The 13,603-nt window shown below is 57.4% G+C and carries 12 protein-coding genes and 2 pseudogenes; 2 read left to right on the top strand and 12 right to left on the bottom strand.

Features of this window, described 5'->3' with window-relative positions:
* Positions 1-108 precede the first annotated feature (108 nt).
* A pseudogene (locus ACSSVY_RS21775) lies at positions 109-267 on the top strand (transposase domain-containing protein); the annotation flags it as partial.
* Between the two features lie 112 nt (positions 268-379).
* On the opposite strand, the gene ACSSVY_RS21770 reads toward ACSSVY_RS21775, so the two are convergent.
* The 12 genes and pseudogenes from ACSSVY_RS21770 to ACSSVY_RS21715 all read right to left on the bottom strand — a co-directional run bounded on the left by ACSSVY_RS21770 (position 380) and on the right by ACSSVY_RS21715 (position 12,109).
* Positions 380-1,204 carry an ABC transporter ATP-binding protein gene (locus ACSSVY_RS21770; RefSeq protein WP_454272059.1) on the bottom strand — a complete coding sequence of 275 codons (825 nt, stop codon included), beginning with the start codon at positions 1,202-1,204 and terminating at the stop codon, positions 380-382.
* A 95-nt stretch (positions 1,205-1,299) separates the two neighbouring features.
* Positions 1,300-2,580, bottom strand: coding sequence for an ABC transporter substrate-binding protein (locus tag ACSSVY_RS21765; RefSeq protein ID WP_454272057.1), 1,281 nt, complete (start codon positions 2,578-2,580; stop codon positions 1,300-1,302).
* Between the two features lie 102 nt (positions 2,581-2,682).
* Positions 2,683-3,759 carry a branched-chain amino acid ABC transporter permease gene (locus ACSSVY_RS21760; RefSeq protein ID WP_454272055.1) on the bottom strand — a complete coding sequence of 359 codons (1,077 nt, stop codon included), beginning with the start codon at positions 3,757-3,759 and terminating at the stop codon, positions 2,683-2,685.
* Entirely contained in the window at positions 3,760-4,014 is a 255-nt protein-coding gene (locus tag ACSSVY_RS21755; RefSeq protein WP_454272053.1) for a hypothetical protein, read from the bottom strand.
* A 5-nt stretch (positions 4,015-4,019) separates the two neighbouring features.
* Entirely contained in the window at positions 4,020-5,006 is a 987-nt protein-coding gene (locus ACSSVY_RS21750) for a branched-chain amino acid ABC transporter permease (protein WP_454272052.1), read from the bottom strand.
* 81 nt (positions 5,007-5,087) lie between these two features.
* Positions 5,088-5,537 carry a hypothetical protein gene (locus tag ACSSVY_RS21745; RefSeq protein ID WP_454272050.1) on the bottom strand — a complete coding sequence of 150 codons (450 nt, stop codon included), beginning with the start codon at positions 5,535-5,537 and terminating at the stop codon, positions 5,088-5,090.
* Positions 5,530-6,288 (bottom strand): ABC transporter ATP-binding protein, encoded by a 759-nt coding sequence (locus ACSSVY_RS21740; RefSeq protein WP_454272061.1) that lies wholly within the window; start codon positions 6,286-6,288, stop codon positions 5,530-5,532. The genes ACSSVY_RS21745 and ACSSVY_RS21740 overlap by 8 nt, the downstream gene beginning before the upstream one ends.
* Positions 6,289-6,303: 15 nt before the next feature.
* Positions 6,304-8,196, bottom strand: a pseudogene (locus ACSSVY_RS21735) (AMP-binding protein); the annotation flags it as partial.
* A gap of 273 nt (positions 8,197-8,469) precedes the next feature.
* Entirely contained in the window at positions 8,470-9,417 is a 948-nt protein-coding gene (gene meaB, locus ACSSVY_RS21730) for a methylmalonyl Co-A mutase-associated GTPase MeaB (RefSeq protein ID WP_454272049.1), read from the bottom strand.
* Positions 9,417-11,093, bottom strand: a complete 1,677-nt coding sequence (locus ACSSVY_RS21725; RefSeq protein ID WP_454272048.1) for an acyl-CoA mutase large subunit family protein — start codon at positions 11,091-11,093, stop codon at positions 9,417-9,419. The genes meaB and ACSSVY_RS21725 overlap by 1 nt, the downstream gene beginning before the upstream one ends.
* Positions 11,093-11,518 carry a cobalamin B12-binding domain-containing protein gene (locus tag ACSSVY_RS21720; protein WP_454272047.1) on the bottom strand — a complete coding sequence of 142 codons (426 nt, stop codon included), beginning with the start codon at positions 11,516-11,518 and terminating at the stop codon, positions 11,093-11,095. Before ACSSVY_RS21720 ends, ACSSVY_RS21725 begins: the two co-directional genes overlap by 1 nt.
* A gap of 3 nt (positions 11,519-11,521) precedes the next feature.
* Positions 11,522-12,109 (bottom strand): TetR/AcrR family transcriptional regulator, encoded by a 588-nt coding sequence (locus ACSSVY_RS21715; RefSeq protein WP_454272045.1) that lies wholly within the window; start codon positions 12,107-12,109, stop codon positions 11,522-11,524.
* A 197-nt stretch (positions 12,110-12,306) separates the two neighbouring features.
* Between ACSSVY_RS21715 and ACSSVY_RS21710 the strand changes: the two genes are divergently transcribed.
* Positions 12,307-13,533, top strand: coding sequence for a M24 family metallopeptidase (locus ACSSVY_RS21710; protein WP_454272043.1), 1,227 nt, complete (start codon positions 12,307-12,309; stop codon positions 13,531-13,533).
* The last annotated feature ends 70 nt before the right edge of the window (positions 13,534-13,603 follow it).

Genomic DNA, 13,603 nt, shown 5'->3' with positions numbered 1-13,603 from the left:
GGGGCCACCGGCTTTCAGCAATTTGCGGCGCTTGCAGCATAATTGCGTCCAGCAATCGCCCGTTCTCGGGTCAATAGATTTCTTGCGACAGAACCGTCCCGCGCCATGACCATCATCGAGACCGCTAAACTTAACGGCCTCGACCCGCTGGCATATCTCGCTGACATCCTCGACCGCATCCATGATCACAAGATCAACCGGCTGGATGAACTGCTGCCCTGGCATTGGGCACCACTGGTATCTGTGACGGACAGTCAAGCCGCATAACCTGCGGTATCAACGGGGCGCTTACCAAAAACCTAAGGAAAACCACAAAATACACCGCAAAAACAGAGGGGTGAGGGTTATTCAGGGCGAACGATTTAAGAGCAAGGCGAGATCAGTTCAGCCACCGCTTGCGGCGGCGATAGCTGCGCACGTCGCGGAACGATTTGCGCCCCTCATCCGACATGCCTAGGTAAAATTCCTTCACGTCCGGGTTTTCACGCAGGTCTTTTGCGGGGCCGTCCATCACCACGCGGCCCGATTCCAGGATATAGCCGTGATGCGCGAAACGCAGCGCCACATTGGTATTCTGCTCGGCCAGAAGAAAGGTATAGCCCTCCTTCTCGTTCAGCGATTTCACGATCCCGAAAATCTGCTCGACCAGTTGCGGCGCAAGCCCCATCGACGGCTCGTCCAGAAGGATAGTCTCGGGCCGAGCCATCAGCGCGCGGCCGATGGCGCACATCTGCTGCTCGCCGCCCGAGGCATAGCCCGCCTGGCTTTTGCGGCGCTCCTTGAGGCGCGGAAAATAATTATAAATCATGTCGAGGTTGGCATCTATCTCCGCACGCGAAGATCCGCGAGTATAGGCGCCCGTCAGCAGGTTCTCCTCAACCGTCAGGTGCTCGAAACAGTGGCGGCCTTCCATCACCTGAATGACGCCCTTTTGCACCAGATCTGAGGGCACCAGATGCTGCACTCGCTCTCCGCGATAGATGATCGACCCCTTGGTTACCTCCCCGCGTTCGGATTTCAGCAGGTTCGAGATTGCCTTGAGCGTCGTTGTCTTGCCCGCGCCATTACCGCCCAGCAAGGCGGTGATACCACCCTTGGGCACATTCAGGCTGACCCCCTTCAGCGCCAGGATCACATGGTTATAGATTACCTCAATATTGTTGACCTCAAGGATGATCTCGTCGGTGCGTACTGAGTCGGTCATGTCTCTCTCCGTAATAGTTTGCGTATCCACAGGCCGTCTTGGGTTGGATGGGGATGGCGGGCGCGCCGCTACATCCCCTTGTCATCACGCCACGATTAGTTGCAGCGCGGTTCGATCCCCGCCTCTGCGGCATAGGCCTCGGAATCTGCGGCAATCAAAGGATCGACTACTTCTGAATCCGGCGCTATGAAACCTGTCAACATGCTCCAGCTTTTCGTTTTCGCATTCCACTGGCGTACAGCAGCCAGACCTTGGCCTCCGTGATTAGAACACGTCACCTTGATTTCCGGCGCAAAATTAGCAAAGCCTAGACTCGCCATTTTTTCCTCAGTTATATGAAGCGCCTCCATGCCGTCACGAACCATTGGCCCTGTAACCTGGGACGTCCCGTGTATTTCTTGGGCCTTTTTCACGGCTTCTACTGCCAGCATTGCGGAATAGAGGCCGCGGTTGTAAAGAACGGTCCCCATTTGATCGCCGTTACCCGCGGCCAGATCCTTGTCGTATACATACGTCTTGAGATCTTTATAGATGTCAAAGTCTGACCCAGGGGCATGCATAGCCAGCGCCTTGTAACCGTCAGAGCTTTCGCCAGCAGGCAGAACATCGGATTCAGAACCAGACCACCAGACGCCAATCATATTTTCCAGCGGGAAACGCACGTTGGCAGCCTCCTGAATTGCAACTTGGTTCATGACGCCCCAGCCCCACAAAAGCACATAATCAGGCTTCTCACGTCGGATTTGCAACCATTGCGATTTCTGCTCTTGACCAGGATGATCAACGGCCAGAGTGCTAAAAACAAACCCGTGTTTTCTGGCTAGGTTTTCCAAGGTTGTAATTGGCTCTTTGCCGAACGAAGAGTTATGATAAACCAGCGCGATTTTTTTGCCTTCAATGTTGCCACCATTCTCCTGAAGCAGATATTTGATAGCAATGCTCGCACCTGCCCAATAATTTGTTGGATAGTTAAATATCCATTTAAACACCTTTCCATTAGCGACTGAAGTGCGGCCATGACCTATTGAATGAATTGGGATTTCATCCACGCCAGCTTTTGGAATCAACTGATAATTCAGACCGGTTGACACGGGCTGGTAGAGAATTGCATTCTCCTTGGTTGCCTCATAGCATTCGACACCCTTTTCGGTACTATATCCAGTTTCACATTCCGGCATGTCGATCTTTACGCCACCGACACCGCCATCACGTTCGTTGATCAGCGTAAAGTAGTCGGAATAGCCATCCGCGATAGGTATTCCATTTGGAGAATAGGGCCCGGTTCGAAAACTTAAGAGTGGGATGGTCAGTTCAGCCAGGGCCGGTGATCCGGCCAACAGTGCTGATAAAAGACAAGTTATTAGTTTCGTTTTCATCGGTTTATTCCTCCCTTGGTGTTGTCCGACGTCTTGTCTTGAACGGGTATGTCTCCACGTCCAATCTCGTTAGGCGGGTTTCGACCCACCGTTGTCCCTTCTTCAATGCGGAAAGGGCCAAAGTCTCAGTTTCTCCTTGGCGACGCGCCAGAGTTGCGCAAGCCCGTGCGGTTCGGCGATCAGAAAGATGATGATCAGCGCGCCGACGATCATGAATTCCAGATGCGCCGCCAGGTCGGTGGGCCAGCCCAGCCCCCCCACCAACGTGTTCTTCAGGAGCACCGGCAAGAGCACCAGAAACGCCGCCCCGGCAAAGCTGCCAAAGATCGAGCCAAGCCCGCCGATGATCACCATGAAGAGCACGAGGAAGGATTTGTTGATCCCGAACACCTCGCCCACCTCGACCGCGCCCAGATAGACCGCAAAGAAGAGCGCGCCCGAAATGCCCACGAAAAACGAACTTACCGCAAAGGCGCTCAGCTTGGCCTTGAGCGGGTTCACCCCGATGATCTCGGCGGCGATATCCATGTCGCGGATGGCCATCCATTTGCGCCCCGCCATGCCGCGCGTCAGGTTTCGCGCGATGATCGCACAGGCCACGACGATGACGAGGCAGAACAGATAGGCCGCCCAGGGGGACGTTTGCGCGCCGGTGATCGGCACGCCCAGGATGGTCCGCTCCGGCGCGCTGATCTGGCCCGAGGCAGAGTAGTTGTAGAACCACGGCACCCGGTTGAAGAGCCACACCAGAAAGAACTGCGCCGCCAGCGTCGCCACCGCGAGATAGAACCCCTTGATGCGCAAGGACGGCAGGCCAAAGAGCACACCCACCCCGGCGGTTATCCCACCGGCCAGAATGACATGGATGAGTATGCTGATCTCCGGAAACGCGGTCATCAGCTTGTAGACCGCATAGGCCCCCACCGCCATGAAACCACCAGTCCCCAGCGAGACCTGCCCGCAATAGCCCACGAGGATGTTGAGGCCGATTGCGGCGATCGAATAGATCAGGAACGGCAGCAGAACGGCACTGACCCAGTAGTCGTTAATGAAAAACGGGATGACAGCAAAGGCCACGACGAGAACCGCATAATAGCGGTAACGGTCGAACTTGATCGGAAAGGTCTGGCTGTCGTCGGTATAGGAGGTCTTGAAATCCCCCGCCTCACGGTAAAACATCTAGAGAACCTCCCCAAGAATTTCATCTTTGTCGCGCCGCTCTGCGCGGTTGGCGGGCCGGGCATAGCCCGTGGTCTCCGACCGGCGCACCACCCAGAGATAGGCCAGCATCCCCGTCCCGCCGCCAAGTGCTGCAAGGATTGCGGCCATCACCATCTGGCCGGTGTTCTCCACGTTGACCGAGAGCGCGAGATAACCAAAGGACCAGAACCCGGCCCAGGCGATCACGTTGACGGTGGCGGTCAGCTTTTGCATGTCCGTCACACCCTCTCGATGATCTTTTCGCCGAACAGGCCCTGTGGCCGGAAAACGAGAAAGATCAGCGCCAGCACATAGGCGAACCAGTTTTCGGTGGCCCCGCCCACCATCGGGCCTACGCTGAACTCAAAAAGCTTTTCACCCACCCCGATGATCAGACCGCCCACAATCGCGCCGGGGATCGAGGTGAAACCGCCCAGCATCAGCACCGGCAACGCCTTGAGTGCAATCAGCGACAGCGAGAATTGCACGCCCGATTTGGTGCCCCACATGATGCCCGCCACAAGCGCCACAAAGCCCGCCAGTGACCAGACCATGACCCAGATGAAATTGAGCGAAATGCCCACCGAAAGCGCCGCCTGATGGTCATCCGCGACCGCCCGCATGGCCCGGCCCTGCTTGGAATATTGCGCGAATAGCACGAGCGAGACCACCAGAAGGGCGGCCACCACTGTCGCCACGATATCGAGATTGTCGATGAAAAAGCCGTACCCGAAGATGCCATAGGTCAGATCGTCAATCACCGGGTTGAGCCCCTGCGGCAAACCGACGTCAAGCTTCTTGATGTCGCTGCCCCACATGACGTCGCCAAATCCTTCAAGAAAATAGGCAAGGCCAATGGTGGCCATGAACAGGATGATTGGTTCCTGGTTGACCAGATGGCGAAAGATCAACTGATTGACGATCCAGGCCAGCAGCACCATGATCAGGATGGTCACGATGATTGTCAGAAGCGTCGGCACCTCCCAGCCAAAATGGTGAACTTTGGTTCCGAATACCGCATTGATCAGGTGGGCAAAGGGCACTTGCCCCTGCATGATCCCGACCAGCGTGAGCGCGGCAAAGAGCGCCATGACCCCCTGAGCATAGTTGAAGATGCCGGATGCCTTGTAGATCAGGACGAACCCGAGGGCCACGAGGGCATAAAGCACCCCCGCCATGAGCCCGTTCAGCACGACTTCCATTCCGAATAGCAGCTGATCAGGCATGGTATGTCTCCGCTACGATGACGTTTCGTTGTGAGAGGTCAGGCTTCAAGGTGCGTCTCCACGATCCGCAGGGTGAAGTTCTTATCGTCGTGATGCTTTTGCAGCGCCAAGGACTGGCTCAATCCACTGATTGCTGTGCCATGTGCCCGCCTCTGCCGGTATATAGCGCCCTGTCGCAACGACCTCGGCGATCCATGTGTCAAACCCTGCCTCTGATGCCCCAGTTGGATCAGTGACCGAACAGGCCAATAGACCGTTCGGAGGCGACTTTTCAACGAGCAGCTGCCCGCCATCGGGTAGATCATAGCGAAGTGAGCCATTCGCAGCTTCGCCTTGACCAAGCCCTGCAACCACCGGCGGCGCGAGCGCTTCCAGCGCCGTCAGGCACCGGGTGTGGAATTCGGACCAGCCATCGGCATGGGCGGACATCGGCAAAAACGCGATACCGAGTCCGAAGGCCGCCCCCAGGGCCTTGCGGGCGTAAAGCCCCGGATCGCGTCCGGGGTGATTTCGCGTTGCGAAATCAGTCATGGGCGACCCCCAGATAGGCGTCGATCACATCCTGATTGTTGCGCACCTCATCGGGCGTGCCATCGCCGATCTTTCTGCCGTAATCCATCACGACGACCCGGTCGCTCAGATCCATCACGACCCCCATGTCATGCTCGATGAGCACGATAGTGGTGCCGAATTCGTCGTTCACATCGAGAACAAAGCGGCTCATGTCCTCTTTTTCCTCGACGTTCATGCCCGCCATCGGCTCGTCCAGCAGCAGGATCGACGGCTCTGCCGCAAGCGCGCGGGCGAGTTCCACCCGCTTTTTCAGCCCATAGGGCAGGCGTGACACGGGCGTCTTGCGAATGTGTTGAGTCTCGAGAAAGTCGATGACCTTTTCGACGACCGCACGATTCTCGACCTCTTCGCGTTCGGCCTTGCCTTTCCAGATCGCCTGGGCGAACAGCCCCGCCTTCATCTGCCGGATCCGGCCCGTCATCACGTTGTCGAGCACCGTCATCCCCTCGAAGAGCGCAATGTTCTGGAAGGTGCGGGCAATGCCCTGCTGCGCCACCTCAAAGGGTTTCATGGGTGGCCGCAGTTTGCCCTGATACCAGATCTCGCCCTCCTGCGGATGATAAAAACCGCTGATGACGTTGAGCATGCTCGACTTGCCAGCGCCATTGGGCCCGATGATCGCGCGGATTTCGCCCTGACGGATGTCAAAGGAGATGTCCTTGATCGCCACCACACCGCCAAAGCGCAGGCTGATGTTCTTCATCTCCATCACGACGCCGCCAATCTTGCGCCCGTCCTCGTAGGTCACTTCGGTCTTGGTGAATATCTCCTTCGACCCGTCATAGAGGGCGGTCAGAAGATCCTCGTATTTGCCTTCGACGATCCGGCGGCGCACCTTGCGGGTGCGGGTCATCTCGCCGTCATCGGCATCGAGTTCCTTGTGCAGCACGAGAAAGCGATGCACCTGACAATGCGCCAGCATCGGGTCCGAGGCGAGGCTGCGGTTGACCTCTTCGACATGCGCCTGAATGGTGTCGAGCACGCGCGGATGCCCCGCCAGTTCCTGATAGGAGGCATAGCCGATATTGTTGCGCTCGGCCCAGTTGCCCACCGCCGTGAGGTCGATGTTGACAAAGGCCGTGCAGGCATCGCGCCCGTTGCCGAACACCACCGCCTCCAGGATGTTGGGATAGAATTTCAGCTTGTTCTCGACATATTTCGGCGCGAAGAGACGGCCATCAGCCATCTTGCCGACATCCTTGGCCCGGTCGATGATCCGCAGGTGACCGTTATCCTTGTCGAAGAACCCGGCATCGCCGGTGGCAACCCAGCCTTCGGCATACTTGGTGTCGGCGGTGCTCTCGGGGTTCTTGTAGTAATATTCAAACGTGCCGGGGCTGCGATAGAACACCTCGCCGCTGTCGCTGATGCGGATCTCCACGCCCGGGGCGGGCACACCCACGGTGTCGCTGCGCACCTCGCCATCGGGTTGCAGGGTGATGAACACCGATGCCTCGGTCTGGCCATAGAGCTGTTTGAGGTTGATCCCCAAAGAGCGGTAGAAATCAAAGATTTCCGGCCCGATCGCCTCGCCCGCCGTATAGCCCACACGCACCCGGCCAAGACCGAGCGTGTCCTTGAGCGGGCCATAGACAAAGAGTTTTCCCAGCTCGTATTTGAAGCGATCCCAGACCCCCACGGGTTTGCCATCCAGAATTGCCGGCCCCACCTTGCGGGCGTGCACCATGAAGATGTCGAACAGCCATTTCTTGAACCGGCTGGCATCTTCCATCCGGATCATCACATTTGTCAGTTGTGTCTCGAACACGCGCGGCGGCGCGAAGTAATAGGTCGGCCCGATCTCGCGCAGGTTAGGCTGCATGGTCTCGGCGCTCTCGGGGCAGTTGACGCAAAAGCCGCACCAATAGGCCTGCCCGATGGAAAAGATGAAATCCCCGACCCAGGCCATCGGCAGGTAGGCCAGCACCTCTTCGTCACGGGTCAGGTGATCGAACTCGGACGAGGATTTCGACGCCTCGATGATATTGCGATTGGACAGCACCACGCCCTTGGGTTTGCCCGTCGTGCCCGAGGTGTAGAGCATGACGCAGATGCTGTCGTAACTCAGCTTTTCGCGCCGCTCTTTCAGATCAGCGATGAATTCCTCACGCGCCGCGCGACCCTGCTGCTGGATATGGTCAAAGGCGTGCAGCTTGTGGTGGTCGTATTTGCGAAGTCCGCGCGGATCGACATAGATGATATGCTCAAGCTGATGCAGCCGTTCCTGCACCTCGATCAGCTTGTCCACCTGCTCCTGATCCTGCACGATGGCAAAGCGCGCGCCGCAATGCTCCATCACGTATTCCATCTCGGGGGCGGCAGCATCCTGATAGAGCGGCACGGGGACAGCCCCCACCGATTGCGCGGCAACCATCGACCAGTAGAAATAGGGCCGGTTGCGGCCAATGACAGCAACAAAATCGCCCGCGTTCACCCCAAGGTCGATAAGCCCAAGCGCAAGCGCCTCAATTTCTTTTTCCGCCTCGGCCCAGGTCCAGCATTGCCAGATGCCGTATTCCTTTTCGCGATACGCAATCTTGTTGCCAAATTCAGTGGCGTTACGGTGCAGAAGCGCTGGAATGGACGCTACTGCGGATTGTCCCGTTCGGTTATCCATCATTCCCCCCACAGCACCAATTTGCCTTCGGCTCAGGCGTCACTACTTAACCATTGACGATCCTCTGCAACATATTCCCCCGGCCAAGCGCACAAACATGGCCTTTCTCAATGTTGTTTAACGCATCGATCCTTCTGTTGCCTCCATCCTCGACATCGAAACCGCTATAAATATTCGAGACACCAGCACGAGTTGGTCTGGATCTCCTGACCACTATAACAGGCCAGAAATGGGGGGGCGGATCCCCAGTCATCCGAGCGTTGTAAGCGACACTCAGTCATCGATCTCAGTCGATAAGAAGGCAAGCGAACGCTCTATGGCACGGTCAAACTCTTCCGGCCTCATTGAACCGAAGTCTTCATCCGGGATCCCCGCCGAGATGCGGCTGGCGAAGCGAAGAACGGCAAGCCTCAACTTACGCGCATCGCGTTTGCGCTTCCGGTCGGCACCCACGGCAACGCCTGTGGTTTCCAAGAGTTGATTGATCTCGTCTTTCAACCTCGAAACCCCCCTTCCTGTCGTCGCAGAAACCCGTAAGACAGAAATATTGCGCTTCGCGCCGGATCGCAGCGACAGCATCGCTTCGAGGTGTTTTGCCGTCTCATCGGCATCGTCGCGATCCGCCTTGTTAACCACTAGCAGATCACCGATCTCCAATATCCCGGCCTTAATAGCCTGGAGTTCATCGCCGAGCCCCGGAGCGGAAATAACCACGCTAAGGTCGGCCACCTGCGTGATTTCAGTTTCCGACTGCCCGGCCCCCACTGTTTCTATCAGGATGAGCGGCCAGCCAGCAGCGTCCATGATATCGGCCATGTCATGCGCCGCTTCGCAAAGCCCGCCGAGATGACCGCGCGCCGAGACCGAACGGATAAAGACTCCATCGTCGAGGCTGTGAGCGCCCATGCGCGTCCGGTCGCCCAGCACCGCGCCGCCCGACACCGGACTCACTGGGTCTACTGCAAGGACAGCCACCGGACGGCCCTCTCTTCGCCATTCATGAATCAAAGCATTAAGAAGCGTCGACTTGCCGGCACCAGGCGGGCCAGTGAAACCCACGATGTGTGCTTCACCAAACGCACCAGCCAGCGCTTCAGTCAGAGCCAGAGCGTCGTCACCACCGCTTTCCACCACAGTCAGCGCCCGGCCAAGTGCGCGGGGGTCACCCGCGCGGAGCCGCTTGGCAAGCGCCTCAATCCTTGTCTTTTTATAGCTAGACATCAGGCCACCATCAGCGGATGGCCAAACCCAAGCTCACGGCGCAGGCAAGCGATAATCTCGCCATGAGTAACGCCGTTATCGGCGGCCCCCACCACTTTTTGGTAAACGTTCTCGGAGCCGTTTGCGGCACGGGCCAACTCGTCCAACGCCCTGTCCACGTCGGCTTGCTTCCGGGCGGCTTTGAAAGCTTTGAATGCCGTCACTTGCGCCTCCATCGCGTCACGGCTCGGGCGATACGTATCAACCTCCCGATCCTCCACCTCGGACTGGTAGCAATTTACGCCCACGACTTTCTCTGCGCCGGTTTCGATGCGGCTTTGATACTCTAACGCCGACTTCCCGATCATGCGCTGCACGATCCCGGCATCGACAGCATTATACATCCCACCCGCATTCTCGATTGTGTCCATGACCTGGAAAATCTTCTCCTCCATCTCGTTAGTAAGAGACTCCACGTAGTAGGAACCACCCAGCGGGTCGATGACGTCGCAGAGATGCGCCTCTTCACGCAAAATGTTCTGCGTTGCCACAGCAATGCGCGCGGCGTCCTCTGTCGGGCAGGCCATTGCTTCGTCAAATCCGTCGGTGTGCATGGATTGCAAGCCCCCGAATATTCCCGCAATCGCCTGCGCAGCCACTCGGGCAATGTTGTTGAGGGGCTGTTGTTGGGTTAGATCAACGCCAGATGTCTGACCGTGAAACTTGAAACGCCATGAGCGGGGGTCCTTGGCGCCGTAACGCTCACGAACGATCTTGGCCCAAATCCGCCGCCCGGCACGGAACTTTGCCACCTCCTCGAAAAAGCTGATGGAGATGTCGAAGAAAAAAGTGAAGCGCGGCAGGAAATTGTCGGGATCCATGCCCGACTCGATGCAGTCATCGGCGTACTGGATCGCGGTCGAGAGCGTCAGCCCCATGGTTTCCGCAGGGGTAGCTCCAGCCTGCTGCATGTGCTGACCAACGACCGAGACCGGGTTCCAGTTTGGCACATGCTCCCGGCAAAACTTAACATGATCAACGAAGACCCGCCGTGCACCAGGCTGGCTTAGCCGGTAGAACATGTGATTGGCCACGAAATGCGAGATGTAATCGGACTGGTTCGCAGTGCCTGTGATCTTGTCGAACGGTACGCCCCGACGTTTCGCGACGCTGAGCAGGAAAGCAAAAAGCGTGAAGGGCGTGGGGTCGTTCATCGCGGTAGAAATTTCACCGATCGGCACATCGTCGAGCGCCGCGTCCATGTGATCGACCGTATTGATGACGGTGCCGCAGGTCCCAAGCAGCGGCAAGGGACTTTCGTCGCAATCGATACCGCGGAAGCTTGAGTTGCACGGAATAAGACTGATCGCCGACGCCCCTTGCTGCAGCATCATCCGGACCCGTTCGTTGTAGTCCTGCGGTGTCCCGAGCCCGATAAGTTGTCTCTGTGTCCAGGTGCGACCACGGTGCATAGTGTTGTAGATGCCCCGGGTGTATGGCAACTCGCCGGGCATGCCCAGATCCTCGCCGTAGCGACTATCCGACCAGTCAAGCGGCGTGTAGAGCGGACGTACCTCGATACCGGAGCGGTTTATGACGGTCCGGTCCTGCCCGATCTCCTTGTCATAGCGGACCTTCCATTCGGCCTGCTTATCTTTCAGGGTGGCGGCATTAGTGTTCGAAGCTTTCTTGGACATTATGCGACCTCTGCGGTTTCGCGCGCTGCGCGTGCCTCGACGGCAAGCTGGCGGACGGTTTCAACAATTTCTTCGCTAGTAGCGCCTGGACCAAAGATGGCGCTGACGCCAGCATCCATCAGTTCGGGCTGTTCGTTCTGCGGAATTATTCCACCCACGACAAGACGCACATGATCCATGTCCGCATCGCGCAACGCCGCAATCAGATCAGGCATGATGAGATGATCGGTCGCGAGCGAACTCACCCCCACCACGTCCACATCTTCTTGCATAGCTAGCTTGACCACTGTCTTGATCTCTTGCCAAGGAGGGGTGTAGATCACCTCCATGCCGGCGTCGCGCAGGTAGGCAGCGACCACGCGACTACCCCGGTCATGCCCGTCGAATCCGATTTTCGTCACCAGGACGCGCTCAGGATAGGCCATAATTCAAATCTCCTCGGCTTGGCTTGAAAGCGATCGCTTAAGAACCCGCATCAATTGGCACGCGATCTGTCTGGGGCCCTCCCCGCCCGGCCGGTGCCAGACCGGGATGTGGTTAACGGCCCCGATCAGGAAGAGCCGAAGCAAGCTTCGGTCCAACCCCTCTGGTAGCGGAAGCGCACCCACCAAGTCGCGCACGTAAATTTCGTATTTATCGCGCAGCCGGACGAGATCATCACGCGCCGCAGGCACATCATCAGGCAAGATGCGGATAATAACGCTGGCATAGGCAGTGGGCTCGACAATCATCTCGACATGCGCAGCGAGCATCAGCTCCAGCCGCTCCCACGGATCCGTCGCCTTAGCGATTTCTCCCTGAACCCGCTCGCTTAACCTCCGAACGCCTTCTTCGTAGACCCCGACGAGCAAAGCTTCCTTGTTAGGGTAATGATAGTAGATCGACCCAGGCAGCATCCCGCATTTCTTGGCGATGTCCCGCATTGTCGTACCTTGGTACCCGCGCGCCGAAAATAACTCCGCCGAACTGTCCAGCAAAACATCAAGCCGGTTGTTGGAGCGCACCGCAGTTGTCATTTGACAGACCCTAATAAAAAAACATATGTTAGTTTATCTAAATTACTGGATCAAGTCAACACTTGTTTTGTGATCGAACTGTGGCTGCAGGATGGGTTGCGCGCCAACAATCACGACCGTTTCGGTGCTAGGAGTATACGCCTTGTCGCGCTTTCCGGACCCGATCTGTTCCAACCAAACCCAAATTATCACCTTAAATGTTGACGAAGGAGAGCAGAATGACAGCCCATAGCGAGAGGATCGGAGCCCTACAGCAATGCCTCCGTCGACGCGGCCTGACAGCCGCACTACTGCACATGAGCAGAGACATATTCTATTACACGGGAACCGCTCAGCCGGGATGGCTGTTCGTCGCGCCAGACGATGCTCATCTTTACGTGCGCTCCGGACTGGGCTTTGCCCGAAGACAAAGCAGCTTACCGGATAATCGCGTCTCTCTCAAAAGTAGGCTCGCCGACATCGTAGACACCTGCCTTGGAGAAGACACCGACGACCTGCAGATCGGCGCAGAGCTCGACGTGATGACCGTCCCTCAATACCAACAACTCGGTAAGGTTGTCGGGTCCGCTCGGATCGTGGATGTGTCGTCGGACATCCTCGAACAGAGAAAAATCAAAGATGCCGGAGAAATTGAAACCATAGAAATCGCCGCACAGGCGCTCGAAGAGGGCCACCGGCAGGCGATAAAGGCATGGCGCGTCGGGATGACCGAACTGGAAGCCTCGGCCATCGTGGAAGACGGACACCGCCGGGCCGGGCACGAAGGCGTGTTTTTCGTCCGGCAACCCGACTTCACTATGGGACGCGGACCGCTCGCATCGGGGGAAAACCGGCAACAGATGAGCGGGGTCGTTTTCACCGTTTCCGGCTGTGGATTGAGCGCTGCAGTCCCCGCCGGGGCATCACGTCGGAAGCTTCAGCCCGGTGATCTGGTAATCGTAGACATTCCGACCTGCGTGCAAGGTTACCACGGGGACCAGTCGCGAACCTATTGCATAGGACAACCGACGAAAAAGGCTCTGGACTTGCATCAGTCTCTCAGGTTGGTCTCAGACAGACTGATTGCAGATATCTCGCCGGCCATGACATCGGGTGAAGTTTTTGATCGCGCTTGCCACCACGCTGAAGACGCACGAATACTCGGCTCCTTTCTTAAATTTTCCGATGGAAAGATGGCACATTTCGTGGGTCATGGCGTCGGGCTGGATCTCAATGAACCGCCATTCCTGTCGCGTGGCGGAGAAGAAAAAATAATGGCGGGCATGGTGCTGGCCATCGAACTCCACCTCTGCGACGCCGAAGTCGGAATGCTCAAACTAGAGGACATGATCGTGGTGCACGATGACGGCTGCCACATATTAACGAAGACGGACCGGGAATTGATACCTGTGCCGCTAAAGGTTCTGTCGCAAGAAATCTATTGACCCGAGAACGGGCGATTGCTGGACGCAATTATGCTGCAAGCGCCGCAAATTGCTGAAAGCCGGTGGCCCC

Source organism: Roseovarius sp. MBR-51, from assembly GCF_053628575.1.
The sequence above is the reverse complement of the archived record's forward strand: the minus strand, read 5'-3'. Positions and strand labels throughout refer to the sequence as shown.

Bases quoted from the DNA above. Each gene is read 5' to 3' on its own strand.
- ACSSVY_RS21770 (WP_454272059.1), bottom strand. From the start codon at position 1,204: ATGACCGACTCAGTACGCACCGACGAGATCATCCTTGAGGTCAACAAT.
- ACSSVY_RS21765 (WP_454272057.1), bottom strand. From the start codon at position 2,580: ATGAAAACGAAACTAATAACTTGTCTTTTATCAGCACTGTTGGCCGGA.
- ACSSVY_RS21760 (WP_454272055.1), bottom strand. From the start codon at position 3,759: ATGTTTTACCGTGAGGCGGGGGATTTCAAGACCTCCTATACCGACGAC.
- ACSSVY_RS21755 (WP_454272053.1), bottom strand. From the start codon at position 4,014: ATGCAAAAGCTGACCGCCACCGTCAACGTGATCGCCTGGGCCGGGTTC.
- ACSSVY_RS21750 (WP_454272052.1), bottom strand. From the start codon at position 5,006: ATGCCTGATCAGCTGCTATTCGGAATGGAAGTCGTGCTGAACGGGCTC.
- ACSSVY_RS21745 (WP_454272050.1), bottom strand. From the start codon at position 5,537: ATGACTGATTTCGCAACGCGAAATCACCCCGGACGCGATCCGGGGCTT.
- ACSSVY_RS21740 (WP_454272061.1), bottom strand. From the start codon at position 6,288: ATGGAGATGAAGAACATCAGCCTGCGCTTTGGCGGTGTGGTGGCGATC.
- meaB (WP_454272049.1), bottom strand. From the start codon at position 9,417: ATGTCTAGCTATAAAAAGACAAGGATTGAGGCGCTTGCCAAGCGGCTC.
- ACSSVY_RS21725 (WP_454272048.1), bottom strand. From the start codon at position 11,093: ATGTCCAAGAAAGCTTCGAACACTAATGCCGCCACCCTGAAAGATAAG.
- ACSSVY_RS21720 (WP_454272047.1), bottom strand. From the start codon at position 11,518: ATGGCCTATCCTGAGCGCGTCCTGGTGACGAAAATCGGATTCGACGGG.
- ACSSVY_RS21715 (WP_454272045.1), bottom strand. From the start codon at position 12,109: ATGACAACTGCGGTGCGCTCCAACAACCGGCTTGATGTTTTGCTGGAC.
- ACSSVY_RS21710 (WP_454272043.1), top strand. From the start codon at position 12,307: ATGTTGACGAAGGAGAGCAGAATGACAGCCCATAGCGAGAGGATCGGA.